20 protein-coding genes and 1 pseudogene are annotated in these 25683 nt (G+C 74.6%); 18 read left to right on the forward strand and 3 right to left on the reverse strand.

Annotated elements, in window-relative coordinates; genetic code table 11:
- Window positions 1-4: 4 nt before the first annotated feature.
- Genes Sru01_RS09060 through Sru01_RS09070 form a run of 3 tightly spaced genes read right to left on the reverse strand, consistent with a single transcriptional unit; the run spans window position 5 to window position 4814 of the window.
- Entirely contained in the window at window positions 5-2470 is a 2466-nt protein-coding gene (locus Sru01_RS09060; RefSeq protein ID WP_203983447.1) for a transglutaminase TgpA family protein, read from the reverse strand.
- Entirely contained in the window at window positions 2467-3747 is a 1281-nt protein-coding gene (locus tag Sru01_RS09065; RefSeq protein ID WP_203983448.1) for a DUF58 domain-containing protein, read from the reverse strand. The genes Sru01_RS09060 and Sru01_RS09065 overlap by 4 nt, the downstream gene beginning before the upstream one ends.
- Window positions 3744-4814, reverse strand: a complete 1071-nt coding sequence (locus Sru01_RS09070; protein ID WP_203983449.1) for an AAA family ATPase — start codon at window positions 4812-4814, stop codon at window positions 3744-3746. Before Sru01_RS09070 ends, Sru01_RS09065 begins: the two co-directional genes overlap by 4 nt.
- Before the next feature lie 433 nt (window positions 4815-5247).
- On the opposite strand from Sru01_RS09070, the gene mraZ reads away from it, so the two are divergent.
- From mraZ to Sru01_RS09160, 18 genes and pseudogenes are all read left to right on the forward strand, one after another.
- The gene (gene mraZ, locus Sru01_RS09075) at window positions 5248-5679 is read left to right on the forward strand and encodes a division/cell wall cluster transcriptional repressor MraZ (protein ID WP_203983474.1); all 432 of its coding nucleotides are present in this window, start codon (window positions 5248-5250) and stop codon (window positions 5677-5679) included.
- A gap of 270 nt (window positions 5680-5949) precedes the next feature.
- On the forward strand, window positions 5950-6945 hold the full coding sequence (gene rsmH / locus Sru01_RS09080) for a 16S rRNA (cytosine(1402)-N(4))-methyltransferase RsmH (protein ID WP_373869507.1): 996 nt from the start codon (window positions 5950-5952) through the stop codon (window positions 6943-6945).
- Window positions 6942-7475 carry a cell division protein FtsL gene (ftsL, locus tag Sru01_RS09085; RefSeq protein ID WP_203983451.1) on the forward strand — a complete coding sequence of 178 codons (534 nt, stop codon included), beginning with the start codon at window positions 6942-6944 and terminating at the stop codon, window positions 7473-7475. The genes rsmH and ftsL overlap by 4 nt, the downstream gene beginning before the upstream one ends.
- Before the next feature lie 419 nt (window positions 7476-7894).
- Window positions 7895-9634: a peptidoglycan D,D-transpeptidase FtsI family protein gene (locus Sru01_RS09090; RefSeq protein WP_203983452.1), complete on the forward strand. Its 1740-nt coding sequence runs from the start codon at window positions 7895-7897 to the stop codon at window positions 9632-9634.
- A gap of 41 nt (window positions 9635-9675) precedes the next feature.
- Window positions 9676-11193, forward strand: a complete 1518-nt coding sequence (locus Sru01_RS09095) for a UDP-N-acetylmuramoyl-L-alanyl-D-glutamate--2,6-diaminopimelate ligase (RefSeq protein ID WP_203983475.1) — start codon at window positions 9676-9678, stop codon at window positions 11191-11193.
- 109 nt (window positions 11194-11302) lie between these two features.
- Window positions 11303-12679 carry a UDP-N-acetylmuramoyl-tripeptide--D-alanyl-D-alanine ligase gene (locus tag Sru01_RS09100; protein ID WP_203983453.1) on the forward strand — a complete coding sequence of 459 codons (1377 nt, stop codon included), beginning with the start codon at window positions 11303-11305 and terminating at the stop codon, window positions 12677-12679.
- Window positions 12676-13734, forward strand: coding sequence for a phospho-N-acetylmuramoyl-pentapeptide-transferase (gene mraY / locus Sru01_RS09105; RefSeq protein ID WP_203983454.1), 1059 nt, complete (start codon window positions 12676-12678; stop codon window positions 13732-13734). The genes Sru01_RS09100 and mraY overlap by 4 nt, the downstream gene beginning before the upstream one ends.
- Window positions 13716-15131: a UDP-N-acetylmuramoyl-L-alanine--D-glutamate ligase gene (murD, locus tag Sru01_RS09110; protein ID WP_203983455.1), complete on the forward strand. Its 1416-nt coding sequence runs from the start codon at window positions 13716-13718 to the stop codon at window positions 15129-15131. Before mraY ends, murD begins: the two co-directional genes overlap by 19 nt.
- Window positions 15128-16444, forward strand: coding sequence for a putative lipid II flippase FtsW (gene ftsW / locus Sru01_RS09115; RefSeq protein ID WP_203983456.1), 1317 nt, complete (start codon window positions 15128-15130; stop codon window positions 16442-16444). The genes murD and ftsW overlap by 4 nt, the downstream gene beginning before the upstream one ends.
- On the forward strand, window positions 16441-17532 hold the full coding sequence (gene murG / locus Sru01_RS09120; protein ID WP_203983457.1) for an undecaprenyldiphospho-muramoylpentapeptide beta-N-acetylglucosaminyltransferase: 1092 nt from the start codon (window positions 16441-16443) through the stop codon (window positions 17530-17532). The genes ftsW and murG overlap by 4 nt, the downstream gene beginning before the upstream one ends.
- Complete coding sequence (gene murC, locus Sru01_RS09125; RefSeq protein WP_203983458.1) at window positions 17529-18938, forward strand: UDP-N-acetylmuramate--L-alanine ligase; 1410 nt, start codon at window positions 17529-17531, stop codon at window positions 18936-18938. Before murG ends, murC begins: the two co-directional genes overlap by 4 nt.
- Window positions 18935-19606, forward strand: a complete 672-nt coding sequence (locus Sru01_RS09130; protein ID WP_203983459.1) for a cell division protein FtsQ/DivIB — start codon at window positions 18935-18937, stop codon at window positions 19604-19606. Before murC ends, Sru01_RS09130 begins: the two co-directional genes overlap by 4 nt.
- A gap of 223 nt (window positions 19607-19829) precedes the next feature.
- Complete coding sequence (gene ftsZ, locus Sru01_RS09135) at window positions 19830-21269, forward strand: cell division protein FtsZ (protein ID WP_203983460.1); 1440 nt, start codon at window positions 19830-19832, stop codon at window positions 21267-21269.
- 59 nt (window positions 21270-21328) lie between these two features.
- On the forward strand, window positions 21329-22039 hold the full coding sequence (locus Sru01_RS09140) for a YggS family pyridoxal phosphate-dependent enzyme (protein WP_203983461.1): 711 nt from the start codon (window positions 21329-21331) through the stop codon (window positions 22037-22039).
- Window positions 22040-22145: 106 nt separating this feature from the next.
- Window positions 22146-22655: a cell division protein SepF gene (locus Sru01_RS09145; RefSeq protein WP_203983462.1), complete on the forward strand. Its 510-nt coding sequence runs from the start codon at window positions 22146-22148 to the stop codon at window positions 22653-22655.
- Window positions 22656-22737: 82 nt separating this feature from the next.
- Window positions 22738-23028, forward strand: coding sequence for a YggT family protein (locus Sru01_RS09150; protein WP_203983463.1), 291 nt, complete (start codon window positions 22738-22740; stop codon window positions 23026-23028).
- 49 nt (window positions 23029-23077) lie between these two features.
- On the forward strand, window positions 23078-23986 hold the full coding sequence (locus tag Sru01_RS09155; protein WP_203983464.1) for a DivIVA domain-containing protein: 909 nt from the start codon (window positions 23078-23080) through the stop codon (window positions 23984-23986).
- 42 nt (window positions 23987-24028) lie between these two features.
- Window positions 24029-25683, forward strand: a pseudogene (locus Sru01_RS09160) (hypothetical protein); the annotation flags it as partial.

Here is a 25683-nt window from a genome sequence, read left to right on the forward strand (position 1 = left end):
GCGTTCACCGTCCGGCGGGCACCCGCTCCCGGGTCTCGGCCGGAGCCTGGGCCCGGCCATCGTCCCCCCGGCGCGACGGCCACAGGCGGATCATCTCCAGCCGGTCGAAGCCGTCGAGCACCCGGCCGCCCGCCTGACGCAACCGGCGCAGCGTCGAGGCCGGCAGCAGCACCGAACGCAGCCGCCGGCCCCGGGAGACGGTGGCCCGCAGGGCCCGGCGCACCCGGCGCAGGTCGCCGGTGAGCGGGGAGATCGCCCCCGGGGTGCGCGCGTACCGCAGCCGTTCCTCGGCCATGGCGATCCGGGTGAGCGCCGCCGAGGTCTCGGCGTCCAGCTCGTGCCGCTCCACCAGCCGCCGGGCCAGCGCGCGGGGGCTGTCGCCGGGGTCGTGGCCGAGCCCGAGATCCTCCAGCGTGTCGGCCAGTTCCCGCCAGGTGCCGTGCACCGCCCGGCCCAGGGACGGCGCCGGGCCGGCGGCGGTGGCGGCGCCGGCCGCCGAGGCGCCGGCGGGACCGCCGCGCGTCCACGCCGCCCGGCGCCGGCGGCGGGTCAGCGCCCGCCAGGCCGCGGGTGCGAGGGCGATCAGCAGCGCGCCCAGCGCGCCCAGGCCGATCTTGGCGCCGGCGGGCACGCCCTCCTCGGCCAGGGCCGGCTGCCCGCCGGTGACCGCGTCCGGGTCGCGGGGGGCCCGCTGCGCGGCGACCGCGTCCTCGGCGTCCTGATCGTTGGGGCCGGCCGACGGGGTCGTGCGGCCGTCCTCCTCCTCGCCGGTGGCGGAGGCCGGTGGCTGGCTGTAGTCGGGCACCTGGGCCGTGGCCTGCCCGATGCCGCCGGCCGGCGTCGGCTCGAAGCGCAGCCATCCGACCTGGTCGAAGTACAGCTCGGGCCAGGCGTGCAGGTCGTGCGTGCGAACCTGCCACAGGCCGTTGACGCCGGTGCCGCCGGTGTAGCCGATGGCCACCCGGGCCGGGATGCCGAGGGTGCGCGCCATGACCGCCATGGCCGCGGCGAACTGCTCGCAGTAGCCTGCCCGGTTGCGCAGGAACTCCACCAGCGCGTCGTTGCCGTTGCCCTGCGTTCGCAGGCTGTAGGTGAAGCCCCCCTCGGTGGTGAACCACCGCTGCAGCCGGACCGCCTTCTCGTAGGGGGTGGCGGCGTCGCCGGCCGCCTGGTCGGCGAGGGCGCGGATCCGCCTCGGCAGGTCGCCGGGGAGGCGCAGGTAGCGCTCGGCGAGGCCCTCGTCGGGGGCGCCGGCCGCCTGGCGCAGTTCTTCGTAGGAGGGCCGGGGCTCCTGGCCGGAGACCGTGTACCGCCTGCCGCCCGCCGTGTCGTGCGTGGAGAACACCATCAGCGTGCTCTCGTCGGCCCGCCAGTCACCCTCGATCTGTACCGAGGTCACCGGGTACGGCAGGGGGAGGAAGCTCAGGCCCTCCACTTCCTCGCTCACCAGCAGCTCCGAGGAGTACGCCTTCACCGGGGTGCCCTGGCCCAGGCCGGGCGGCGCCGGCAGCGGGCCGGCCGACACGCGGTTCTCCGGCCGCCCCTTGGGCTGCGACATGGTCCATTGATCGCCGTCGAAGGTGTCCAGCGAGTACATCCGCAGGTAGCGGGAGGCGTTGTCGTCGCTGCGGTAGCTCAGCACGACCGCGTTCACCGGCTGGGTGAGCTGACCGCGCAGGCTCGCGATCGGGTTCGGAATGGTGATCGTGTTGCCGCCCGGCCCGTTGCCCGAGCCCACCCCGAAGCCGAACAGCGGGTTGGGGGCGAGCGTGGGCAGCAGGGCGGGCAGCCCGACGGCCAGCACGATCGCGGTGACGCCGATGCGCTTGCCGGTCAGCGCCAGCGGGGCGGCGTCCGCCCGGGCCGTGCCGCCGGCCCGGGGACGCCGGACGAGCACCGCCCGCCCCCACTGGCCGACGCGCTCGCGCCCGTCGGCGATCAGCAGGCCGATATAGCCGAGGGCGCCGGCGATGAACGCCGGCCAGCCGATCGGGTCCGACAGCACGGCGGCCGGCACGGTGAACAGCGCCAGCAGCGGCAGCCCGGCCAGCGCGGCGCGGCGCAGCCGCACGGCCAGCACGTCGGCGAGCAGTGCGATCAGTCCGATGCCGGCGGTGGTGAGCAGCAGCACCCCCGGGCGGGGCGGCACCGGCGCCGCGTACCGCTGGATGGCGTCGAATCCCTCGCCGAGCAGCGCCGCCAGCGCGTCGGCCGCACGCAGGTTGGGGATGAACCGCAGCCAGGCCTGGTCGCCGGCGAACACCGCGACCAGGTACACCAGCAGGGCGAGCAGCGCGAGCGGCGGGCCGGCCCACCGGGGCACGGTGCGGCGGAAGGTCAGCGCGGACACGGTGGTGACGACCAGGATCGCGCCGAGCCCGGCCCAGAACCAGTCCAGGGCGGAGAAGAGCGGGTAAAGGGTGATGGACACCGCGGCCGTGGCCAGGCCCGCCGCGATCGGGAGTCTCATGCGGTCCCTCCTGCCGTGACCGTGCCGAGCGATCCGGCGTAGGAATCCTTGGCGGCCTCCGGCCAGACCGCCGCCAGCGACGTGCCGGCCGGCAGCCGCACGACCCGCCAGCCCGCGGCGGCCAGCACCGTGCGGGCGGTCTGGAACGTCTCATCGGTGCCGGTGTGGTGCTCGGGGACCTGCTGCCAGGTGCGCACGTCCAGCAGGACGGCGACGCCGGTGACGCCGCCGTGCCGCAGCCGGGCCAGCGCGCGCGCCTCCTCGGCGTCCAGCTCGCCGAGGACCGCCACGATCAGGCCGTCCCCGCCGCCCTGGCGCAGCGTCGTCACGCCGGACTCCAGCGATCGGGCGGTGCTGGTGCGGACCACCGCCAGCGCGTCCAGCAGCGCGTGCCCGGCGGCCCCGTCGCCGAGGTGATGGACCCCCTGGTCGGTGACCAGCCGCAGGCCGAGCCCGTCGCGGGCCAGCTGCACCCCGATCGAGGCGGCCGCCGACACCGCGACCTCGAACGACGAGCGGGGACCCTCGCCGCGGTGGGCGTGCCGGCGGGTGTCCAGCAGCAGTGCCCCGCGGCTCTGCCACTGCTGCTCCTCGCGGCGCACCATCAGCTCGCCGTAGCGCGCGGTGGAGCGCCAGTGCACCCGGCGCAGGTCGTCACCCTGGCGGTACTCGCGCGGCCCGATGTCGTCCTCGCCGGCCACCGCGACGCTGGTGGAGCGGCTGTCCCCGCCGCCGGTCCACTCGCCGGACAGCCGGACCCGCGGCAGCGGCACCACCTCGGGGATGACGGTCAGCGTGTCGGTGGCGGTGAACGCCCGGGTGAGCTCCACCAGGCCGAACGGGTCGGCGATGCGCACCGAGAGCGGTCCGATGGGGAACCGGCCGCGCAGGTCCGAGCGTACCTTGTAGTCGATCTCCCGGACACCCTGGGCCTCCACCCGGTCCAGCACGAACCGCGGGCGGGTGCCGACCGCGTAGGGCACGGTGTCCTCGACCAGCAGCAGTCCGGTGGGCAGCCGGGTGACGTTCTCCAGTCGCACGGTGACCGTGCTGTCGTTGCCGGTCTCGACCCGGACGGGGTCCAGCCGGCGGGCGCAGCCCAGGCGGTATCGGGTCCGGGCGACGACCAGGGCGGCGAGCAGCGGCAGCGTCAGCACCAGCACGCCCACCCGCAGCAGGTCGTGCTCGCCGAGGGCCAGCGCGCACAGCAGGGCGGCGACGCCGGAGGCGAGGAAGGAGCGGCCGCGTGAGGTCAGCGCCCGCAGGCCGCCGATCACCGGGCCGGTCCCGCCCCGCCGCTCGCCTTCTCCCGGCCCTCCGGCACCCGGACGCGGCGGACGATCTCCTCCAGCACCTGGTCGGGCCGGCGGCGCTGCCCCTGAGCCTCCAGGCTCGGTAGCAGGCGGTGGGCCAGCACCGGGACCGCCAGGGCCTGCAGGTCGTCGGGGATGACGTAGTCACGACCGTCCAGGGCCGCGTGCGCCCGCGCCGCCCGGACCAGGTGCAGGGTGGCGCGCGGAGAGGCGCCGAGCCGCACGTCGGGGGAGCGGCGGGTCGCGGTGACCAGGTCGATCGCGTACTTCTTGATCGGCTGGGAGACGTAGACGGCGCGCACCGCCTCGATCAGCGCCCGTACCTCGGCGGTGGTGGCGACCGGCTGGAGCTTGTCCAGCGGCGAGGCGGCGCCGTGCACGTCCAGCATCTCCAGCTCGGCGGCCGGCTCGGGGTAGCCCATGGCGATGCGGGCGGTGAAGCGGTCGCGCTGGGCCTCGGGCAGCGGGTAGGTGCCCTCCATCTCGATCGGGTTCTGCGTCGCGATGACCATGAACGGCGCCTCCAGCGGGTGGGTGGCGCCGTCCACGGTGACCTGGTGCTCCTCCATGCACTCCAGCAGCGCCGACTGGGTCTTGGGCGACGCGCGGTTGATCTCGTCGCCGACGACGATGTTGGCGAAGACCGGGCCGGGTTTGAACTCGAACTCGCGGGTCTGCTGGTTGAAGGCGCTGACCCCGGTGATGTCGCTCGGCAGCAGGTCGGGGGTGAACTGCACGCGGCGCACCGGGCAGTCGATGGAGCGCGCCAGGGCCTTGGCGAGCATGGTCTTGCCGACGCCCGGGACGTCCTCGATGAGGAGGTGGCCCTCCGCCAGCAGGACCGTCAGCGTGAGGCGGACGACGTCGCCCTTGCCTTCGATCACCGATTCGATGGCCTCGCGGATCCGGTGCGCGGTGGTGACCAGCTCCGTGAGCTCCGGTCCGACGTCGGGGGTTACTGCCACCGGCCCTCCATGGGGGTGCCGCCGCCGGGGCTCGCTCCGCCGGAGGCTGTGTTTTTCGTTGTTCATTCTGTGTCCGACCCTACGACGCGCCGGGAACTCGGGGGACGTTCCATCACATTTCACCGGCAAGAGCTCAGTGTTCATCCCGGTCATCCGGGTTGTGTCCGGTAACCGTCCGGAAAACGTGACACCCGGCGGGCCCGGCCGCGCACCACTTTCCTCCACGCGCGTGCGCGCGTATTACCACGGCCTCGATGGCGCCGTGCACATCGGACCCGCGGCCGCGGCCCCGGGCCGTCCGACACGCCCGGACCCGGGTGCGCCGCGTCCGGCCGCTCCACTTCGCTCCACCGCGTTGACCTGGGTAAACGTCGGCGAAATCGCGATCGTTGACCGTTTGAATCAGTTGACGGTGGAGAGAAGTGGAGTATGGTGGTGCGCAGTGGAGGAGCTGGGGCGATAGCGCCGGTTGTTCCACTCGGCACGGGAGGTGGCGCCGGTGTTCCTCGGCACCCATCACCCGCGTCTTGACGAGAAAGGACGACTGTTCCTGCCGGCGAAGTACCGTGAGGAGCTGGCGGAGGGTCTTGTGATCACCAAGGGCCAGGAGCGCTGCCTCTACGTCTTTCCCGTGGAGGAGTTCAGGCGCATCACCGAGGCGCTGCGCACCGCGCCGGTGACAGCCAAGGCCGTCCGCGATTACAGTCGCGTCTTCTTCGCCAGTGCCTCAGACGAGACGCCCGACAAGCAGGGGCGGGTCACCATCCCGCAGGGTCTGCGCGAGTACGCCGGTCTCCGCCGCGACTGTGTGGTCATCGGGGCCAACACCCGGCTGGAGATCTGGGACGCGCCGGCCTGGGACACCTACCTGGCCGAGCAGGAGCAGTCCTTCTCCGATCTGTCGGAGGAGGTGCTGCCCGGAGTTCTTTGAGAAAACGATCGACTCGTCGGTGAGAACGTCGTTCGGCGAGGTCTCCACCCGCTCCCGGGGGCCGGGAAGGTTCCGGTCACCATGGGCGCGGCCCGGCAGCTGATGCACCTTCCCCGGTGTCAGGTGGCGGGACGCGCGGCGGGGACGCGGATGGGGACCTGGCCGGACGAGCCGTTCCCGGGTGGGGGAGTGCCCGGCCGGCGGGGACGAAAGCCGCGCATCCGCGAGCGGGCCGATGCCACGGACCACGGGGTTCTCCAGGGCACGGCCATGGCGGCGAAAGGGGGTTGGATCATGCATGCCGAAGAACGAGACGGACCGGGCGGGCACGTGCCGGTGATGCTGGACCGCGTGCTGGAGATCCTCGGGCCGGCGCTCGCCGCGCCGGGCGCGGTGTGCGTGGACGCCAACCTGGGCCTGGGCGGCCACGCCGAGGCGCTGCTGGCCGCGCACCCGGGGCTGCGCCTGATCGGCATCGACCGCGACCCGGCCGCCATCGAGCGCTCCACCGGCCGGCTGGCGCCGTACGCGCGGCGGGCGACGCTGGTGCGCGCGGTCTCCGACGAGCTTCCCGAGGTGCTGGCGCGCCTGGGCGTCGATGAGGTGCACGGCGCGCTGTTCGACCTCGGCGTCTCCTCTCCCCAGCTGGACGAGGCGGCCCGGGGGTTCGCCTACTCCTACGACGCGCCGCTGGACATGCGGATGGACCCCGGCCAGGAGCTGACCGCCGAGTCGGTGGTCAACTCCTACTCCGAGGGCGAGCTCACCCGCATCCTGCGGGACTACGGCGAGGAGCGGTTCGCCGCCCGGGTCGCCAGGTCCCTGGTCCGGGAGCGGGCGGCCGTCCCGATCACCACGACCAAGCGGCTCGCGGAGATCGTCCGGGCGGCGATCCCCGCGGCTACCCGACGTACCGGTGGAAATCCGGCGAAAAGAACGTTCCAAGCGTTACGCATCGAGGTTAATGGGGAGTTGATCGCCCTCGAACGGGCGCTCCCCGCGGCTCTCGACGCTCTGGCCGTCGGGGGGCGCGTGGTCGTGCTCTCTTATCACTCACTGGAGGACCGGCTCGCCAAGCAGGTCCTGGTGGCGCGAACCAGGGACACCAGCCCGCCCGGGCTGCCCGTCCCGCTGCCGGCCCACCGGCCGTGGTTCCGCCTGCTGACTAGAGGAGCGGAGCTCCCGGACGAGGACGAGCTCGCGCGCAACCCGCGCGCGGCCTCGGCCAGATTGCGGGCGGCAGAGAGGATCCGGGAACGGGAATGAGGAACGACAAGGAGACGACGCGGGACACCGGCCGGACGGCCACCCTGCTTCAGGAGCGGCCGGTCCGGGAGGCCGCCGCGCCGCGCGCCCCGGTCCGGCCCGCCCGGCGCCCCGCGCCGGCCCGCCGGCCGCGGCGGGTCGCGGTGCCCGGCGCCCGGCCGGAGCGCGCCTCGCGCACCCGGCCCGCCGGCCGGCGCCCCGCTGCGACGCGTACCCCGTTCGTGCTGCTGGTCGTCGGCCTCATGTGCGGCGGGCTGGTCACGCTGCTGCTGCTCAACCTGATGCTCGCCCAGGACTCCTTCCGGGTGAAGGATCTGCGCGACAGCACCAACGAGCTGCACCAGCAGGCCCAGGACATGCGCAAGAAGCTACTGTTCGAGTCGCAGCCCGGCCGGCTCGACGAGCGGGCCCGGCAGCAGGGACTGCGGCCGGACGACGGCGAGCCCCGGGTGCTGGACCTCGACGGCGCCGGCCGCGCCGGCGCCGCCACCGGTGCTCCCGAGGCCGCGGCGGAGGGCGCGCGCCAGTGAGAGACGGCGGCGGCCGGCCGCCCCGGCCCGGTCGCGGCGGTCCCGGTGGCGGTCGCGGCGGGCCCGGCGGCCCGCGGCGGACGCCCGGCGGCCGTCCCGACCCGGCCGGCCGCGGCTCCGGCCGCCCGGCCGGGCCGGGCGAGCCGGCCGACGGCCCGGCCCGCCCGGCCCGGCCCGATCCGGCCGCGCGATCCGATCCGGCGGCGCGGTCCGGCGCGTCCGGCCGCGCCGAGGGTGGCACGCCGCCACCCCGCACGGCCGGAGCCTCCCGGCCCGGCTTCGCGCCGCGGCCCGGCCCCGCGGGCGGCCCGCGCCGCGTCGTGGCCGGTGCCGGCGGCCCGCGCCGGCGTCCCGGCGCTCCTGGTGGCGGCGAGGGGCCGCCCCGCGGCCCCCGGTCCCGTTCCTGGGCCCCGCGCCCCATGCCGCCGCTACGCCTGGGCAACCCGGGGCGGCGCATCAACATCGGGCTGATGGGGATGGCCGTCGTGCTGTCGCTGTTCGCCGGACGGCTGGTGCAGCTGCAGGGCCTGGACTCCAAGGTGTTCCAGGCCAAGGCCGAGCTCCTGCGCGTGCGCGAGGAGACCCTGCCGGCCCGGCGCGGTTCCATCACCGACCTGGCCGGCCACGAGCTCGCCGTCACGGTGGAGGCCCGGGAGATCTCCGCCGACCCGACCAAGATCAAGCCGGCCGACCGTGACCGGGCCGCGGCGGCCCTGGCGGCCAAGCTCGGGCTGCCCAAGGACCAGATCCTCGCCAAGCTCGGCCAGACCGGCACCCGCTACACGCGGCTGGCCAGGAACGTCGATCTCGGCACCGCCAAGAGCATCCTCCGGCTGCGGATCGCCGGCCTGGCCGCCACGCCGCACTACCAGCGGCTCTATCCCGGCGGCGACCTCGCCGGCAGCCTGATCGGCTTCGTGCGCGACGACGGCGCCGGCGCCAGCGGGGTGGAGCAGAGCTACGACCGGCTGCTGTCCGGCAAGGACGGCAAGCAGACCGTCGAGATCGGCGGCACCGGCGAGCGGATCCCGATGACCCGCAGCACCCGCCGCGAACCGGTGGCCGGTCAGGGCGTGCGGCTGACCATCGACCGTGACGTCCAGTGGGCCGCCCAGCGGGCGATCGCCCGCCAGGTCGAGAAGTCCGGCGCCCGCAGCGGTGCCGTCATCGTGATGGACGTGCAGTCGGCCCAGGTGGTCGCCATGGCCAACGCCCCGGAGGTGGACCTCGGCCACTGGGAGCGCGCCCCCGCCTCCGCCCTGGGCAACCGCGCGGTGTCGGAGATCTTCGAGCCGGGCAGCACCAACAAGGTCATCACGGCCGCCGCCGCGCTGGAGAAGGGCGTGGTGCGGCCGGAGACGGTGTTCGAGGTCAAGGACACCTACCAGTGCGCCGACCGGGTGCTCAACGACGCCCACCCGCACCCGCCCGAGCGGCTGACGTTCACCGGGATCATCGCCGAGTCGAGCAACGTGGGCACGCTGATGGCGGCCGACAAGGTGGACGACCGGTCGCTGTACGAGATGCTGCGCGGGTTCGGCTTCGGCGCGCGCACCGGCGGTGGTTTCTACGGCGAGGAGGCCGGGCTGCTGCCCCGGCCGGAGACCTGGTCGGGCAGCCAGCGGTGCACGATCGCCTTCGGGCAGGGCGTGTCGGTGACCGCGCTGCAGATGGCGAGCGTCTACCAGACGATCGCCAACGCGGGCGTGCGGGTCACACCCCGGCTGGTGGCCGGTACCGTGGACGGCGAGCGCCGGTTCGTCCCGGCCGATCCGGGGCGGCGCACCCGGGTGGTCAGCGCCCGCACCGCCAAGGACATCACCCGGATGCTGGAGGCGGCGGTGGCCGCCGAGGGCAGCACCGGCGCCCTGGCCGCCATCAAGGGATACCGGGTGGCGGGTAAAACCGGCACCGCGCAGCGATACGACCAGAACTGCCGAGGGTATTGCGGTTATACCGCTACGTTTGTGGGGTTCGCTCCCGCCGACGCGCCCCGGCTGGTCGTTCTGGCCGTCGTGCAGGCGCCCGAGAAGGGGCACTTCGGCGGCGAGATCGCCGCGCCAGTTTTCAAGGAAGTCATGTCGTTCGCGCTGAAGACCCGTAAGATCCCGTCGACCGGGACGACCGCTCCTCCGGTGCGCTTGAGCACCGACGGGTGACCGAGGAAGGTACGCTCTCGCCCGTGCGTCCCCCGTCGTCAATCCGTCCCGAGGCCGGCCAGGTCCGCCCGCTTTCGGGCCTGTCGGCCATGCTCGGCGCGCCCGCGGCCGGCCCCCGGGCCCCGCTGGCCGCCATCACCGGCATCACGATCGACTCCCGGCGGGTGCGCCGGGGAGATCTCTACGTGGCCCTGCCCGGCTCCACCGTCCACGGTGCCGGGTTCGCCGCCGCCGCGGTCACCGCCGGCGCGGTCGCGATCCTCACCGACCCGGCCGGCCGGGCCGCCGCCGTCGCGACCGGCGTGCCCGTGCTGGTGGTCCCCGACCCGCGCGCCGTCCTCGGCGAGGTCGCCGCCTGGGTGTACGGCCGGCCCGCCGACGACATCCTGCTGCTCGGCGTGACCGGCACCAGCGGCAAGTCGACCACCTCGTTCCTGCTGGAGGGCGGCCTGCGGGCCGCCGGGCACCGCACCGGGCTGGTCGGCGGGGTGGAGATCCGGATCGGCGAGGAGGCGTTTCCCGCCGCGCTGACCACCCCGGAGGCCACCGACCTGCACGGGCTGTTCGCGCTCATGCGCGAGCGGGGCGTCACCGCCGCGGCCATGGAGGTCTCCAGCCACGCGCTGGCCCTCGGCCGGGTCGGCGCGCTGTTCTACGACGTGGCGCTGTTCACCAACCTGTCGCAGGACCACCTGGACTTCCACCGCGATCTCGACGACTACTTCGCGGCCAAGGCCCGGCTGTTCACCCCGGAGATGTGCCGCGTCGGCGTCGTCAACATCGACGACGACCACGGGCGCGAGCTGGCCGGCCTGGCCAAGGTGCCGATCACCACGTTCTCCGCCTCCGGCACGCCGGAGGCCGACTGGCGGGCCGGCGACGTGCGGCTCGGCGCCGACGGCAGCACCTTCCGGGTGATCGGCCCGGGCGGGGTGGAGGCCGACGTGTCGGTGGGCCTGCCGGGGCCGTTCAACGTCGCCAACAGCCTGGGCGCGATCGTCGCCCTGGTGGAGGCTGGCGTGCCGCTGCAGAGCGCCGTGCACGGCGTGGGCGGCGTGAGCGGGGTTCCCGGCCGGATGGAACGGGTCCCCGGCGCCCAGGGCTTCCAGGCCATCGTCGACTACTCGCACAAGCCGGGCGCGGTCGAGTCGGTGCTGAAGGCGCTGCGCGAGGTCACCTCGGGTGACCTGGTCGTCGTGCTCGGCTGCGGCGGCGACCGGGACCGCGGCAAGCGCCCGCTGATGGGCGAGGCCGCGGCCCGGCTGGCCGACGTGGCGATCCTCACCAGCGACAACCCGCGCACCGAGGACCCGCTGGGCATCCTGGCGGCCATGCTGGAGGGCGTGCTGCGCGTGCCCGCGCACCTGCGCGCCCATGTGATCATTGAGCCCGACCGGGCCGCGGCGATCGATCTGGCCGTCGGGCGCGCGGCGCCCGGCGACGTGGTCGTGGTGGCAGGTAAAGGACACGAGCAGGGCCAGTACGTCGACGGCGAGGTGCTGCCGTTCGACGACAGGAAGGTCGTCGCCGAGGCGATCGGCCGCCGTGGGCGGACGTGACCGGCCGGCGCGCCGCGGCCGTGGCCCGCGCCCGGGCGCGCGCCCCGCGCGCGGCGGTGCCGGGCCTCGCCCCCGCACGAACCGCATGTATGGAGAGTAGGGATAACGCATGATCCCGTTGCCGCTGGCAAGGATCGCCGAGATCACCTCGGGTGCCCTGGCGGGCGGGGCCGATCCGCGGGCCGTGGTCCGCGGGCCCGTCGTGATCGACTCACGGGCCGTCGAGCCCGGATCGCTGTTCGTGGCGATCAGGGGCGCGCGTGTCGACGGGCACGACTTCGCCGGGCGGGCGAGCGGGGACGGCGCGGTGGCCGTGCTCGCGAGCCGGCCGGTGGACGTGCCGTGCGTCGTCGTGGCGGACGTGGTGACCGCGCTCGCCGACCTGGCCGCCGCCTCGGTGGCCATGCTGCCCGGCACGACCGTGATCGGGGTGACCGGCTCGGCGGGCAAGACCACCACCAAGGACCTGCTGGCCGGCCTCACCTCCCGGGCCGGGGCCACCGTCGCCCCGGCGGGCAACTTCAACAACGAGATCGGCCACCCCCTCACCGTGCTGCGGGCCGACTCCGGCACCCGCTTTCTGGTGCTGGAGCTGAGCGCGCGCGAGGAGGGCCACATCGCCCACCTGGCCCGCATCGCCCCGCCGCGCGTGGGCGTCGTGCTCAACGTCGGTACCGCCCATCTCGGCGTCTTCGGCGGCCGGGAGCAGATCGCCAAGGCCAAGGGCGAGCTGGTCGAGGCCCTGCCCGCCGACGGCGCCGCGGTGCTCAACGCCGACGACCCGCTGGTGGCGGCGATGGCCGGGCGCACCGCGGCCCGGGTCTGCTGGTTCGGGCGGTCGGAGCGGGCCCGGGTGCGGGCCGTGGACGAGCGGCTCGACGAGCGCGGCCGGCCGGTCTTCACCCTGGTCACCCCGTCCGGGCGGGCCGGGGTGCGGCTGAGGCTGCACGGGGCGCATCTGGTGCCGAACGCGCTGGCCGCCGCGGCGGCCGCCTACGAGCTGGGCATCCCGGTGGCCACCATCGCCGAGGAGCTGTCGGCGGCCGAGCCGCGCAGCCGCTGGCGGATGGAGGTCACCGACCGCGCCGACGGCGTCACCGTGATCAACGACGCCTACAACGCCAGCCCCGACTCGATGTGGGCGGCTTTCGACGCGCTCGGCGCGATCGGCCGGGACCGGCGGCGGTTCGCCGTCATCGCCCCCATGCTGGAGCTCGGCGAGGAGGCCGACACGCTGAACGAGGAGGCGGGCCGGGCGGCCGCCCGCGCCGGGCTGACCGGCCTGTGGGTGGTCGGCGGCGAGGACGCCGTCCCGATGGCCCGGGGCGGCAAGGACGCCCCGCTCACCCACGTGCCCGACCCGGCCGGCGCCGCGGCCGGGCTGGCCGCCGTGCTGCGCCCCGGCGACGTGGTGCTGGTCAAGGGCCCGCGCGCCGCCGGCCTGGAACGGGTCGCCGAGGCCCTGCTCGGCGGTGACGCCCGATGAGGAACATCCTCGTCGCCGCGGCGGTGGGGCTGGTGCTGTCCATGCTCGGCACCCCGCTGGCGATCCGGCTGTTCAGCCGGCGCGGCTACGGCCAGAACATCCGCGAGGAGGGCCCGTCCGGCCACCACGAGAAGCGCGGCACGCCCACCATGGGCGGCACCGTCATCGTGATCGCCGCGCTGATCGGCTTCGCCTGCTCGCACCTGGCCACGCTCACCCCGCCCACCGCCTCGGCCCTGCTGGTGCTGTTCCTGATGACCGGCCTCGGCACCGTCGGCTTCCTGGACGACTTCATCAAGATCTACAAGCAGCGCAGCCTCGGCCTGCGCAGCGGCGCCAAGGCGCTCGGCCAGCTCGTCGTCGGCGCCATCTTCGCGGTGCTGGTGGTCCGATTCGAGAACGCCTACGCGCTCACCCCGGCCGAGGCGCGGCTGTCGTTCCTGCGCGACTTCGGCCCCCCGCTGGGCATCGTGCTGTTCGCCGTCTGGGTGCTGATCCTCATCGTCGGCTTCTCCAACGCGGTGAACCTCACCGACGGCCTGGACGGGCTGGCCAGCGGCGCCACCGGCGTGGTGCTGGCCGCCTACGTCCTGATCGGCAACTGGCAGCTGCGCAACAGCTGCATCAACCAGCTCGGCCCCGGCTGCTACTGGGTGCGCGACCCGCTGGACCTGGCGGTCGTCGCCGCGGCCGTCCTCGGCGCGCTGGTCGGCTTCCTGTGGTGGAACGCCCCGCCCGCCAAGATCTTCATGGGCGACACCGGGTCGCTGGCGCTCGGCGGCGTGCTGGCCGGCCTGGCCATCACCACACGCACCCAATTCCTGCTGTTCATCCTGGCCGGGCTGTGCGTCATCATCACCGCCTCGGTGATCATCCAGGTGGGCTTTTTCAAGATGACCCGAAGGCGGGTCTTCCGGATGGCGCCGCTGCAGCACCACTTCGAGCTGAAGGGCTGGGCCGAGACCACCATCGTGGTCCGCTTCTGGCTGATCGCCGCGCTGTGCGCCGCGGCCGGCCTCGGCCTGTTCTACGTCGAGTGGATGCCGAAGCCGTGAGCACCGGCATCCCCGACGGCGTCATCTGCGTGGCCGGCCTGGGCGTCTCCGGGGTGGCCGCCGCCCGGGCCCTGGCCGCCGCCGGCCGGTCCGTGGTCGTCGTGGAGGCCCGCGACGGCGAGTCGCAGCGGGCCGCCGCGGCCGAGCTCGCCGCGGCCGGCGTGCGGGTCGCCTTCGGCACCGGGCTGCCGGCCGGCGCCGCCCTGGTGGTCACCTCGCCCGGCTGGCGGCCGGACCACCCGCTGCCCGCCGAGGCCGCCGCCCGCGGCGTCGAGGTGATCGGCGAGGTCGAGCTGGCCTGGCGGATGCGCCCGCCGGGCGCCGCCCCCTGGCTCGCGCTGACCGGCACCAACGGCAAGACCACCGCGGTGCGCATGCTGACCTCGATGCTGCGCGCGGCCGGCCTGTCGGCCGTCGCGGTGGGCAACGTCGGCACCCCGATCGTCACGGCGGTCGCCGAGCCGCACGACGTGCTGGCGGTCGAGCTGTCCAGCTTCCAGCTGCACTGGTCGGCCACCTTGGCCCCGGCGGCCGCGGCGGTGCTCAACGTGGCCGCCGACCACCTGGACTGGCACGGGTCGATGGAGGAGTACGCCCGGGCCAAGGGCCGCGTCTTCGAACGCGCCGGGGTCGTGGTGCACAACGCCGACGACGCCTGGTCGGCCCGGCTGGCCGCCCCCTACGCGGCCGGCCCGGCCCGCACCGCCGCCTTCACCCTGGGCGTCCCGGCGGCCGGCATGCTCGGCCTGGTGGAGGACCTGCTGGTCGACCGGGCCTTCGTCGCCGACCCCCGCGGCGGGGCCGAGGAGCTCGCCACCCTGGACGACGTGCGCCCGCTCGCGCCGCACAACGTGGCCAACGCCCTGGCCGCCGCCGCGCTGGCCCGCGCGCACGGCGTCCCGGCCGCGGCGGTCAGGCAAGGGCTGCGCGACCACGTGCCCGACCCGCACCGCATCGCGCACGTCGCCCGGGTCGGCGGCGTCGACTACGTGGACGACTCAAAGGCCACCAATCCGCACGCCGCCGCCGCCTCGCTCGCCGCCTACCACTCCGTCGTGTGGGTGGCCGGCGGGCAGCTCAAGGGCGCCGACGTGGAGGAGGTGGTCCGGGCGGCGGCCGGGCGGCTGCGCGGCGCGGTGCTGCTGGGCGCGGACCGGGCCCGAATTCGCCAGGCTCTGGCGCGACACGCGGCGAATGTTCCGGTGGTGGAGGTCGAGGGGCAAGAGACTGGGGTCATGGACCGCGTCGTCACCGAAGCCGCCCGCCTGGCCTCGCCGGGCGACACCGTGCTCCTCGCCCCCGCCGGGGCGTCGCTCGACATGTTCGCCGGGTACGGCGCCCGCGGGGACGCCTTCGCCGGAGCCGTCCGCCGGCTGGCCGCCGCCGGCACCTCGTGAGCGCCCCGGCGGCCGAGGCGCCCGCCGGCGGGCCGGCGCGGCGCGACCGGCTGGCGGCCCTCGGCGAGCTGCTGAACCGCCCGCTCACGTCCTACCACCTGCTGCTGGGTTGCAGCCTGCTGCTGCTGGCACTCGGGCTGATGATGGTGCTGTCGGCCTCCAGCATCGAGGCGCTGCAGCTCAAGAAAAGCCCGTTCACCTGGTTCATCAAGCAGTCGCTGTCGGTGGCCATCGGTCTTCCGCTGATGTGGGCCTGCTCGCGGCTGCCGCAGCGGTTCTTCCGGCTGGCCGGCACCCCGCTCCTGATCTTGTCGATCTTCGGCCTGATCATGGTGATCTTCATCGGCAATGCCGAGCTGGGCGCCCAGCGGTGGATCTACATCGGCGGGCTCACCATCCAGCCCTCCGAGCCGGCCAAGCTCAGCCTGGTGCTGTGGGGGGCCGACCTGCTGGCCCGCAAGGCCCGCGGCGGGCTGATCGAGTGGCGGCAGCTGCTGATCCCGCTGCTGCCCGGCACGGTGCTGCTCGCCCTCATGGTGATGATCGGCAGCGACCTCGGCACCACCCTGGTGCTCATGCTGATCTTCCTGGCCCTGTTGTGGGTGGTCGGCGCGCCGGTACGGCTGTTCGCCGCCATTCTCTCGGTCGCGGCGCTGGCCACCACCATCATGATCAGCGTCGAGGGCTACCGGTCGGCCCGCATCACCGGCTGGCTGGACGTGTGGGGCAACGCCCAGGGCTCGGGCTACCAGGCCGCCATGGGGCAGATCGCCATGGGCTCGGGCGGCTGGTTCGGCCTAGGCCTGGGCAGCGGGCGGCAGAAATGGGGCCGGGTGCCGCACGCCGAGAGCGACTTCATCTTCTCCATCATCGGCGAGGAGCTCGGCCTGATGGGCACCCTGGTGGTGGTCGCCCTGTTCGCCCTGCTCGGGTACGCCGGGCTGCGGGTGGCGGCCCGGGTGCGCGACCCGTTCGTCCGGCTGGCCTCGGCGGCCGCGGTGGCGTGGATCGTCGGCCAGGCGATCATCAACATCGGCGCGGTGATCGGCGCGCTGCCCATCACCGGCATCCCGCTTCCCCTGGTCTCCTACGGCGGTTCGGCGCTGTTGCCCACCCTCGCGGCGCTGGGCATGCTGCTGTCGTTCGCCAAACGCGAGCCCGGTGCGGCGGCCGCGCTGGCCGCCCGTGGCCCCGGACCGGTCGCGCGGGCTCTAAGCTGGCTGGGCCTGGGTCGCCGGGCGGCGGGCGATCGCCGTACCGGCCGGCCCCGACCGACCGACAACGAGGCACGTGGAGTGAAAGGACCGACATGAGGGTGGTCCTCGCCGGCGGCGGAACGGCCGGCCACATCGAACCCGCACTGGCGCTGGCCGACGCGCTGCGCAAGCTGGACCCCGGCATCGGGATCACCTGCCTCGGCACCGAGCGCGGCCTGGAGACGCGCCTGGTGCCGGCCCGCGGCTACGAGCTGGCCATGGTGCCCGCGGTGCCGCTGCCGCGATCCATCACGCCCCAGCTGCTCACGGTGCCCGGCCGGCTGGCCGGCGCGATCAACTCGGCCGCCGGCATCATGGACCGGGTGGCGGCCGACGTGCTCGTCGGCTTCGGCGGCTACGTCGCCACCCCGGCCTACCTGGGCGCCCGGCGCCGCGGCGTGCCCATCGTGGTGCACGAGGCCAACCCGCGGCCCGGCCTGGCCAACCGCCTCGGCGCCCGGCTCACCGAGCACGTGTTCACCGGGCATCCCGACACCGCGCTGCCGCACGCCGAGTACGTCGGCATCCCGCTGCGCGGCGAGATCGTGGCGCTGGACCGGCTGTCCACCGGCGACAAGGCGCGCTCCTACTTCGGCCTGGAGAACGACCGGCCCACGCTGCTGGTGTTCGGCGGATCGCAGGGCGCCCAGGCGATCAACGAGGCGGCGCTCGCCTCGGCGCCGGTGCTGCGCCGGGCCGGGGTCCAGGTGCTGCACGTGGTCGGCCCGAAGAACACCGTGGCCTCCGAGCCGCCGCCCGGCGACCCGCAGTACGTCGTGCTGCCCTACGTCGACCGGATGGACCTCGCCTACGCCGCCGCCGACTTCGTGCTCTGCCGGGCCGGTGCGATGACCTGCGCCGAACTCACCGCCGTCGGGCTGCCCGCCGCCTACGTCCCGCTGCCGCACGGCAACGGCGAGCAGCGGCTCAACGCCGCGCCCATCGTCGAGGCGGGCGGCGGCATCCTGGTGGACAACGCCGACCTGACCGCCGAGTGGATCGTCCAGACGGTACTGCCGGTGCTGCTCGACCCCGAGCGGGTCGTCGCCATGTCCGAGGCGGCCTCCCGGATCGGCCGCAAGGACGCCGACGCGGTGCTGGCGCGCAAGGTCGCGGAGATCGCCGCCGCGGGAGGCCGCCGATGAGCCTGGTCAGGCTGATCGAGCCGGTGGCCGCGGCCGAGCTCGGCCGCGTCCACTTCATCGGCATCGGCGGGTCCGGTATGTCGGGCATCGCCCGCATCCTGCTCAAGCGCGGTGTCACCGTGTCCGGCAGCGACGCGCGCAGCTCCCAGATGGTCGGCGAGCTGCGCGACCTCGGCGCCACCGTGCACGTCGGCCACGCCGCCTCGCACATCAAGGGTGTCGACACCGTGGTGGTGTCGACCGCCATCCGCGACTCCAACCCCGAGCTCGGCGAGGCGCTGCGCCAGGGGCTGCGGGTGATCCCCCGGGCCGCGGCGCTGGCCGCCGTCATGGTCGGGCGGGCCGGTATCGCGGTGGCCGGCACGCACGGCAAGACCACCACCACCTCCATGCTCACCGTGGCCCTGCAGAAATGCGGGCGCGACCCCTCCTACTGCGTGGGCGGGCAGCTGGTCACCACCGGGCTGGGCGCCGACGAGGGCGCGGGCGAGGTGTTCGTGGCCGAGGCCGACGAGAGCGACGGCTCGTTCCTCATGCTGGCGCCGCGGATCGCCGTGGTGACCAACGTGGAGGCCGACCACCTGGACAACTACGGCGACCCGCAGGCGGTGTACGACAGCTTCGCCCGGTTCGTGGAGCGCGTCGGCTCGACGCTGGTGCTGTGTGCCGACGACCCCGGCTCGATGGTGCTGGCGCCGATCGCCCGCGACCGGGGCCTTTCGGTCCGCACCTACGGCGAGACCGCGGGCGCCGACCTTCGGGTCACCGGCATCGCGCCCGACGGGTTCGGCGTCGCGTTCACCGTCGAGGGCCGCGGTCCGGTGCGCCTTTCGGTGCCCGGCCGGCACAACGCGCTCAACGCCGCGGCCGCGCTGGCGGTGGCCGACGAGCTCGGCGTGCCGTTCGGCGAGTTCCGCGAAGGGCTGGCCGCCTTCACCGGCGCCAAGCGCCGCTTCGAGGCCAAGGGCGAGGCGGCCGGGGTGGCCGTCTTCGACAGCTACGCCCACCATCCGACCGAGCTGGCCGCCGACCTGCGCGCGGCCCGGGACGTGGTGGCCTCGTTCTCCGGGCCGGCCGGCCGGGTCATCGCGGTGTTCCAGCCCCACCTGTACTCGCGCACCCGCTTCTTCGCCGACGAGTTCGGCGCCGCGCTCGCGCTGGCCGACGAGGCCATCGTGCTGGACGTGTACGGCGCCCGGGAGGATCCCGAACCGGGGGTCTCCGGCGCGCTGGTGGCGGGCAAGGTCCCGCTGCCAGACGGCCGGGTCGCCTACGTCCCCGACCGCGGCGCGGTTCCCGCGCTGGTCGCGGCGCGGGCCCGGCCGGGCGACGTGGTGCTCACCATGGGGGCCGGTGACGTCACCGAACTCGGCCCGCACATCGTCGCGGAGCTCGCCGCCCGGTGAGCCCGACGGCCTGGCGCACGGTCCTCGCCGTCCTGCTGTCCTGCGGGGTGGTGGGCGCCGCCGGGTGGCTGGTCTTCTACTCCCCGGTGCTCGGCGTCCGCGACGTCGCCGTCACGGGGAACGCGGTGCTGGCCGACGCGGAGATCCGGCGGGCGGCGGCGGTGCGGGCCGGGCAGCCGCTGGCGACCGTGGACCTGGCGACGGTGCGGCGCCGGATCGCCGCGCTGCCCAGGGTGCGCTCGGCCCGGGTCGAGCGCGACTGGCCGGGCACGCTGCGGGTACGGGTGGTGGAGCGGCGGGCGGTCGCGCTGGTCGGCCAGGGCGGCCGGTCGGCGGTGGTCGACCGGGACGGCGTGGTGATCGAGCTGCGCGACCCGCCGCCGCCCGGGCTGCCCACCGTGCGGGTCGCCCGGTTCGCCGCCGGGGATCCGGCGACCGGGGCCGCGCTCGCGGTGGCCGCGGAGCTGCCCCCCGGCCTGATCCGGCTGGTGTCGGTCGTCCACGCCGTGTCGGCGCGTGATGTCACGCTGAACCTGCACGACGGCCGTACGATCTTGTGGGGCGGAGCCGAGCGGACCCGCACCAAGGCGCGGGTGGCATCGGTGCTGCTCGGCGGCCCGGGACGCACCATCGACGTCAGCGCGCCGGGTGCCGCGGCGGTGCGGTGACGCGGCCGGCCACGCCACCGGAGCGAAAGGGACACGCGGCGACACGCCGGGCGGCCGTGCGGCGCGGTGAGTTGACCCTGGGGGATGGGCAACCCTACTGTCCGTATCATTCCTCAGGTTGACATAACTCTAAATCTCAACTTGAGGGTGAGAGTTAGTCGGACGCTAAGGCCCGATACGGGCTTCACGTAATGCAAGTAAACGAGCGGAAAGGCCCCTCGTCGTGGCAGCACCGCAGAACTACCTCGCGGTCATCAAGGTCGTCGGCATCGGCGGCGGCGGAGTGAACGCCGTGAACCGGATGATCGAGGAGGGACTCAAGGGCGTCGAGTTCATCGCCATCAACACCGACGCCCAGGCGCTGCTGATGAGTGACGCCGACGTCAAGCTGGACGTGGGCCGCGAGCTCACCCGGGGCCTCGGCGCGGGCGCCAACCCCGAGGTCGGCCGCAAGGCGGCCGAGGACCACCGCGAGGAGATCGAGGAGGTCCTCAAGGGCGCCGACATGGTGTTCGTCACCGCGGGCGAGGGCGGCGGCACCGGTACCGGCGGCGCGCCGGTGGTGGCGAACATCGCCCGGTCCCTCGGCGCGCTCACCATCGGCGTGGTGACCCGCCCGTTCAGCTTCGAGGGCCGGCGCCGCGCGATGCAGGCCGAGGCCGGCATCGAGACGCTGCGCGACGAGGTCGACACCCTCATCGTGATCCCCAACGACCGGCTGCTGTCGATCTCCGACCGCCAGGTCAGCGTGCTGGACGCCTTCAAGGCGGCCGACCAGGTCCTGCTGTCGGGCGTCCAGGGCATCACCGATCTGATCACCACGCCCGGCCTCATCAACCTGGACTTCGCCGACGTGAAGTCGGTCATGTCCGGCGCGGGCTCCGCGCTGATGGGCATCGGCCACGCTCGCGGCGACGACCGGTCGGTGGCCGCGGCCGAGATGGCGGTGTCCAGCCCGCTGCTGGAGGCCAGCATCGACGGCGCGCACGGCGTGCTGCTGTCCATCGCCGGCGGCTCCGATCTCGGCCTGTTCGAGATCAACGAGGCCGCCCAGCTGGTCTCGAACGCGGCGGCGCTGGACGCCAACATCATCTTCGGCACGGTCATCGACGACGCCCTCGGTGACGAGGTGCGCGTCACGGTGATCGCGGCCGGCTTCGACGACCTGGTGCCCGACAAGCCGGCCGGTCAGGCGCAGCCGGCCGGCCGCGCCCAGCAGCCGGCCCAGCAGCCGGCCCGGCCGGCCGGGCCGGGGAACGCCCCGGCCGCCGCGTCCGGCGCCGCGTCCGGTATCCCGGCCCCGCCCGCCCGCCCGGCGACGCCCGCCGCCCCGGTGTCCGCCGCGCCGGCGTTCCCGGCGCCCAAGCCCGAGCAGCCGCGCGCCGAGCAGCGTGCCACCCCGGTCCGCCCGGTGCCGCCGGTCCCCGCCGCGGAGCCGGTGGCGGCGGCCGAGCCGTCGCCCGCGCCGGCCGGGGCCTTCGGGCGCGAGCCGGCCGCCGTGCCGCCGCCGGCCGAGCCCGCCCAGGGCCAGGTCAGCGTCCCGCGGCCGGCTCCCGAGCCGCCCACGCCCATCACCTCCCGGGTCTCCGAGCCCGTCCGGCGCCGTCCGGTCGTGTTCGAGGAGCCGGAGGAGGAGCTGGACGTACCGGACTTCCTGAAGTGAGCGGCCGGCCGGCGTGACCGGCCGGCCACGACCGACCCCCGAAGGGCCCGTACCCCCACGTGAACGACGCCGGCACCGCCCGCCGCGAGGCGATCGCGACCGCTCTCGCCGAGGTGGAGCACCGGATCGCGGCCGCCTGCGCGGTGGCCGGACGCTCCCGCGACGAGGTGACCCTGATCGCGGTCACCAAGACCTATCCCGCCTCCGACGTGCGCGTGCTGGCCGGGCTCGGCGTGCGCCACATCGGAGAGAACCGCGACCAGGAGGCCGCGGACAAGGCCCACGAGTGCGCTGACCTGCCGCTGACCTGGCATTTCGTCGGCCAGTTGCAGACCAACAAGGCACGATCGGTGGCCGGCTACGCCGATGTCGTCCACTCGGTGGACCGGCCCCGCCTGGTCGAGGCGCTCGGCCGCGAGGCCGTCCGGGCCGGCCGGCGGATCACCTGCCTGATCCAGGTGGCCCTGGACGGTGAGCCGGCCCGTGGCGGCGTCGGCCCGGCCGGGGCGCCCGCGCTGGCCGACATGATCGCCGCCACCGAAGGGCTGGTGCTGGGCGGTGTCATGGCCGTGGCCCCGCTCGGCGCCGATCCCGGCCCGGCGTTCGCCGAACTGCGGTCGGTGTCGCGCGCGGTGCGCGCCGCGCATCCGGGGGCGACGGCCATCTCGGCCGGCATGAGCCAGGATCTGGATCAGGCCATCGCGCACGGCGCGACACACGTGCGGGTCGGTACGGCGTTGCTCGGCCGCCGGACGCCCTTCGTCAGGTAATGTCCCCCCGAGTGGACCTTGATGTCCATAGATCCGAGCAGAGGTCGACAGCGGTGCCTTGGATGCCCTTGGGTGCGGCGACCATGAGCAGGAGGACGACGTAGCGATGGCCGGCGCGATGCGCAAGATGGCGGTCTACCTCGGTCTCGTGGAGGACGACCGCTACCCGGATTATGGCACCTACCCCGACGATGACGACTACCCCGACGACTACACCGACCGGCGGCACGGGGAGGACAGGGGCCTTGGAACGCCCCAAGAGACCTCGGAGGAGGGCGACACGCCCGTCCCGGCGCCGCGGTCCGGCGCACCGGTCATCGAGCGCCGCACGACGGATCTGGCGCGGATCACCACGCTGCACCCCCGCACGTACAACGAGGCGCGCACGATCGGCGAGCACTTCCGGGAGGGCACTCCCGTCATCATGAACTTGACGGAAATGGTCGACAGCGACGCCAAGCGTCTTGTCGATTTCGCGGCAGGTCTGGTCTTTGGCCTCCACGGGAGCATCGAACGTGTTACGAACAAGGTGTTCCTGTTGTCCCCAGCCAATGTCGAGGTGACCGCCGAGGACAAGGCCCGAATCGCGGAACGCGGGTTCTTCAACCAGAGCTAGAGTTCCATCATGAACACAGAACGGCCGGACACGGCCCATCCAGAGCGACCGCGGCGGATCGGGACGGAGGCTGGGCGCAACCGTGGAGATCGTTAAGGAGATCGTGGTCGGCGCCCTGACGATCTTTCTGATCCTGCTGATCGGCAGAATGATCTTCGAGACGGTGCAGGCGTTCGCACGGTCGTGGCATCCCCGAGGTGTCGTGCTCGTGCTGGCGGAGGCCATCTACACGGTGACCGACCCTCCTCTCAAGTTCCTCCGCCGTTTCATTCCGCCCCTCCGGTTGGGTACGGTGGCCTTTGACCTAAGCTTCACCCTGTTGTTCATTGTGGTCTTTCTCATGATCAGAGTCGTGTCCGCGCTTCGGTTCTGATTCGAGTACCGTCCTCCGGACAGACTCCGAGCGCGCCAAGGAGACCGAAATGCCGCTGACGCCCGCTGATGTGCGGAACAAGCAGTTCAGTACCACCCGGCTGCGACCGGGGTACGACGAGGAAGAGGTTGACGCCTTCCTGGACGAGGTGGAGGCCGAGCTCGACCGCCTCATCCAGGAGAACGAGGAGCTTCGGGCGAAGCTGTCGGACTGCCTGCGGGGCGGGAAGGCCTCGAGCGGGGTCGGCATGGGCATGGGCATGGCGCCGGCTCCGGTGGCCGAGCCCAAACCCGAGATGATGATGCCGCCGCAGCCGGAGCCGATGAAGGCGCCCGAGCCGATCCGGCCCGAGCCCGTGCCGGTCATGGGGATGGCCCCGGCCGAGGACAACATGGACACCGCGGCCCGGGTGCTCGCGCTGGCGCAGCAGACCGCCGACCAGGCGATCGCCGACGCCCGCCGGGAGGCGGACGAGACGGTGACCCGCGCCCGCCGCGAGGCCGACGAGATCCTCGGCAAGGCCCGCCGCCAGGCCGAGCAGATCATCGGTGACGCGCGCGCCCGCGCCGAGACGCTGGAGCGGGACGCCCAGGAGCGGCACCGCCAGGCGATGGGGTCGCTCGTGCAGACCCGCGACGAGCTGGAGCGCAAGGTCGACGAGCTGCGCAGCTTCGAGCGCGAGTACCGCAGCCGCCTCAAGCTGTACCTGGAGAACCAGCTCGCCGAACTGAACGTGGCGGCCGAGGGCAGCGGCGGCTTCCCGGTCGTCGGCGGCCAGATGGGCGGCGGCCAGATGGGTGGCGGCCAGATGGGCGGCGCCCCCGCCATGTCGCACGCCGTCGCCCCCGGCGGGCAGCAGCAGATGGGCCCCGGCCAGGGCAACCCCTTCGGTGGCGAGTCCGCGCAGCACTCCGGCGCGTTCCAGGGAGTTGACGGCCCGCACACCGATCGGCGTTAAGGTAACGGGTCAGGTTCCCCCGACCCGTGACTGGGAGACTCCGTGATCTACCTCAGCGCCGTCCTGGTCGTCATCGCCTTCGGCCTGCTGGTCGTCGGCGTGGTGACCGGGACCGCCGTTCTGGTCGTGTGGTCGATCGTGGTCAGCGTGCTGTCCGCGACCTTCCTGATCATCGGTGCGCTGCTGCGACGTCACGAGCTGTTCCCCTCCGGTGGCACCGTGGCGGCGAGCCCGCCGCCCATGTCGCCGGCGGGTGCCGGTGTCGCGGGTGGTGTGGCCGGCCCGCCCGGGATGGCGACGGCCTCCCCGGGCCTGGCGCCGCGCGGGCCCTCCTCGCCCTTCGCGCACCCCGCCGCCGGGCCGCACCCCACCGCGCACGCCGCGTCCCGCGGCTTTCCGCCGCCGTCGCCCGTCCGGGTCCCGGCCGGCGCGGGGGCGGGCTCCGCGCTCTCCCCTGACACGCTGGTGCTGGTGATCCCGGGACGCCGGCGGTTCCACCTGCCGGGCTGCCGCCAGCTCGCCGGGCGCGGCACCGAGGAGCTCACCTGCGAGGAGGCCCGGGACGAGGGCTTCTCCGCCTGCACCACCTGCCTGCCCGACGGCCACCGCGCCGACCCGGCCGAACCCGCGGGCGCCGTGCCGCCGTCCGGCACCGGCCGCCCCCCGTCGGCCACGCGGCCGGCCGGTGCCGGCGAGGACCGGCCCGCCGGCTCCGACGCCGCACCCGGCCCGGACGCCGGCGGCGCGAAGACCTCCGGCACCGCCCTGGCCGCCGAGGCCCGCGAGCCAGGCGGCACCTCCCCGGCCGCCCGGGCCATGCCGCCCGGCGGGCCCGCCGCCGCTGCTCGGCCGGGATCGGCCGCCGCGGCCACCGTCACCGGTGGCGCGTCCGCGGCCGGCGCCGCGGGCAAGGGTGCCGGCGCCGCCGGACCGGGCACCGGGGCCGGGAAGAGTCCCGAGGCCGCCGCGAAGGGTGCCGGGGCAGCCGGGAAGGACGCCGCCCTCGGGAAGGACGCCGCAGACGCTGAAGACACCGGGAAGGGCGCCGGTGCCGGGTCGCCGTCCGGGCGACAGCGGGACGCGAAGGCCGAGGAGACCCGGCCCGTGCCAGGCGGGCAGGGGAAGGCGTCCGGGCCGGATGCCAAGGCCGCGGAAGGGACGCCCATGGCGGCCCGGGCCGTGGGAAAGCCCGCCGCGCCGCTGGACGACGACCCGGGCACCGAGCCCACCGCCCGCGCCGGAAAGGCGCCGGCCGCCGGCGTCCGGCCCGGCAACGGCACCTCCTCCGGCGGGGACTCGCCGGTGACGGGTGGCGGCGAGGCGGCCGGCATCCCGATGTTCAAGCCGCTGGTGCTGCCCGAGGCGAAGTCGCCGTTCGAGGCCTTCCGCCGCCCGGAGCGCCCGGCGGCCGCCGGCCCGGGCGACCGGTCCGCATCCGATGCCGCCCGGCCCGCCCGGGGCGCGGACGATCCGTCCGGTGAGGACACCCGGCGGCTGCCGTTCCCGGTGGAGCCCTCCGGCGGATCCAGCCCGGCGGCCGGGTCAGGGAAGGTCACCGGACAGTCCGCGGCAAAGGTCGCCGGGCAGTCCGAGGGGAAGCCCGCGCCCGTCGGGACGCCGGAGATGAAGCCGGCCGAGCAGCGCACCGCCAGACCCGCGGAGCGCTCCGCCGGGCCTCCCGCGGACCTGATCACCGG

Origin of the sequence: Sphaerisporangium rufum (genome assembly GCF_016863395.1) — a bacterium.
GTDB classification, from domain to species: domain Bacteria; phylum Actinomycetota; class Actinomycetes; order Streptosporangiales; family Streptosporangiaceae; genus Sphaerisporangium; species Sphaerisporangium rufum.

Excerpts from the sequence above, each read along its gene's own strand:
- rsmH (WP_373869507.1), top strand. The coding sequence starts at position 5,950 with ATGGCGGCGAAAGGGGGTTGGATCATGCATGCCGAAGAACGAGACGGA.
- Sru01_RS09145 (WP_203983462.1), top strand. The coding sequence starts at position 22,146 with ATGGCCGGCGCGATGCGCAAGATGGCGGTCTACCTCGGTCTCGTGGAG.
- mraY (WP_203983454.1), top strand. The coding sequence starts at position 12,676 with ATGAGGAACATCCTCGTCGCCGCGGCGGTGGGGCTGGTGCTGTCCATG.
- ftsL (WP_203983451.1), top strand. The coding sequence starts at position 6,942 with ATGAGGAACGACAAGGAGACGACGCGGGACACCGGCCGGACGGCCACC.
- murG (WP_203983457.1), top strand. The coding sequence starts at position 16,441 with ATGAGGGTGGTCCTCGCCGGCGGCGGAACGGCCGGCCACATCGAACCC.
- Sru01_RS09060 (WP_203983447.1), bottom strand. The coding sequence starts at position 2,470 with ATGAGACTCCCGATCGCGGCGGGCCTGGCCACGGCCGCGGTGTCCATC.
- murC (WP_203983458.1), top strand. The coding sequence starts at position 17,529 with ATGAGCCTGGTCAGGCTGATCGAGCCGGTGGCCGCGGCCGAGCTCGGC.
- Sru01_RS09070 (WP_203983449.1), bottom strand. The coding sequence starts at position 4,814 with ATGAACAACGAAAAACACAGCCTCCGGCGGAGCGAGCCCCGGCGGCGG.
- Sru01_RS09100 (WP_203983453.1), top strand. The coding sequence starts at position 11,303 with ATGATCCCGTTGCCGCTGGCAAGGATCGCCGAGATCACCTCGGGTGCC.
- Sru01_RS09155 (WP_203983464.1), top strand. The coding sequence starts at position 23,078 with ATGCCGCTGACGCCCGCTGATGTGCGGAACAAGCAGTTCAGTACCACC.
- Sru01_RS09090 (WP_203983452.1), top strand. The coding sequence starts at position 7,895 with ATGCCGCCGCTACGCCTGGGCAACCCGGGGCGGCGCATCAACATCGGG.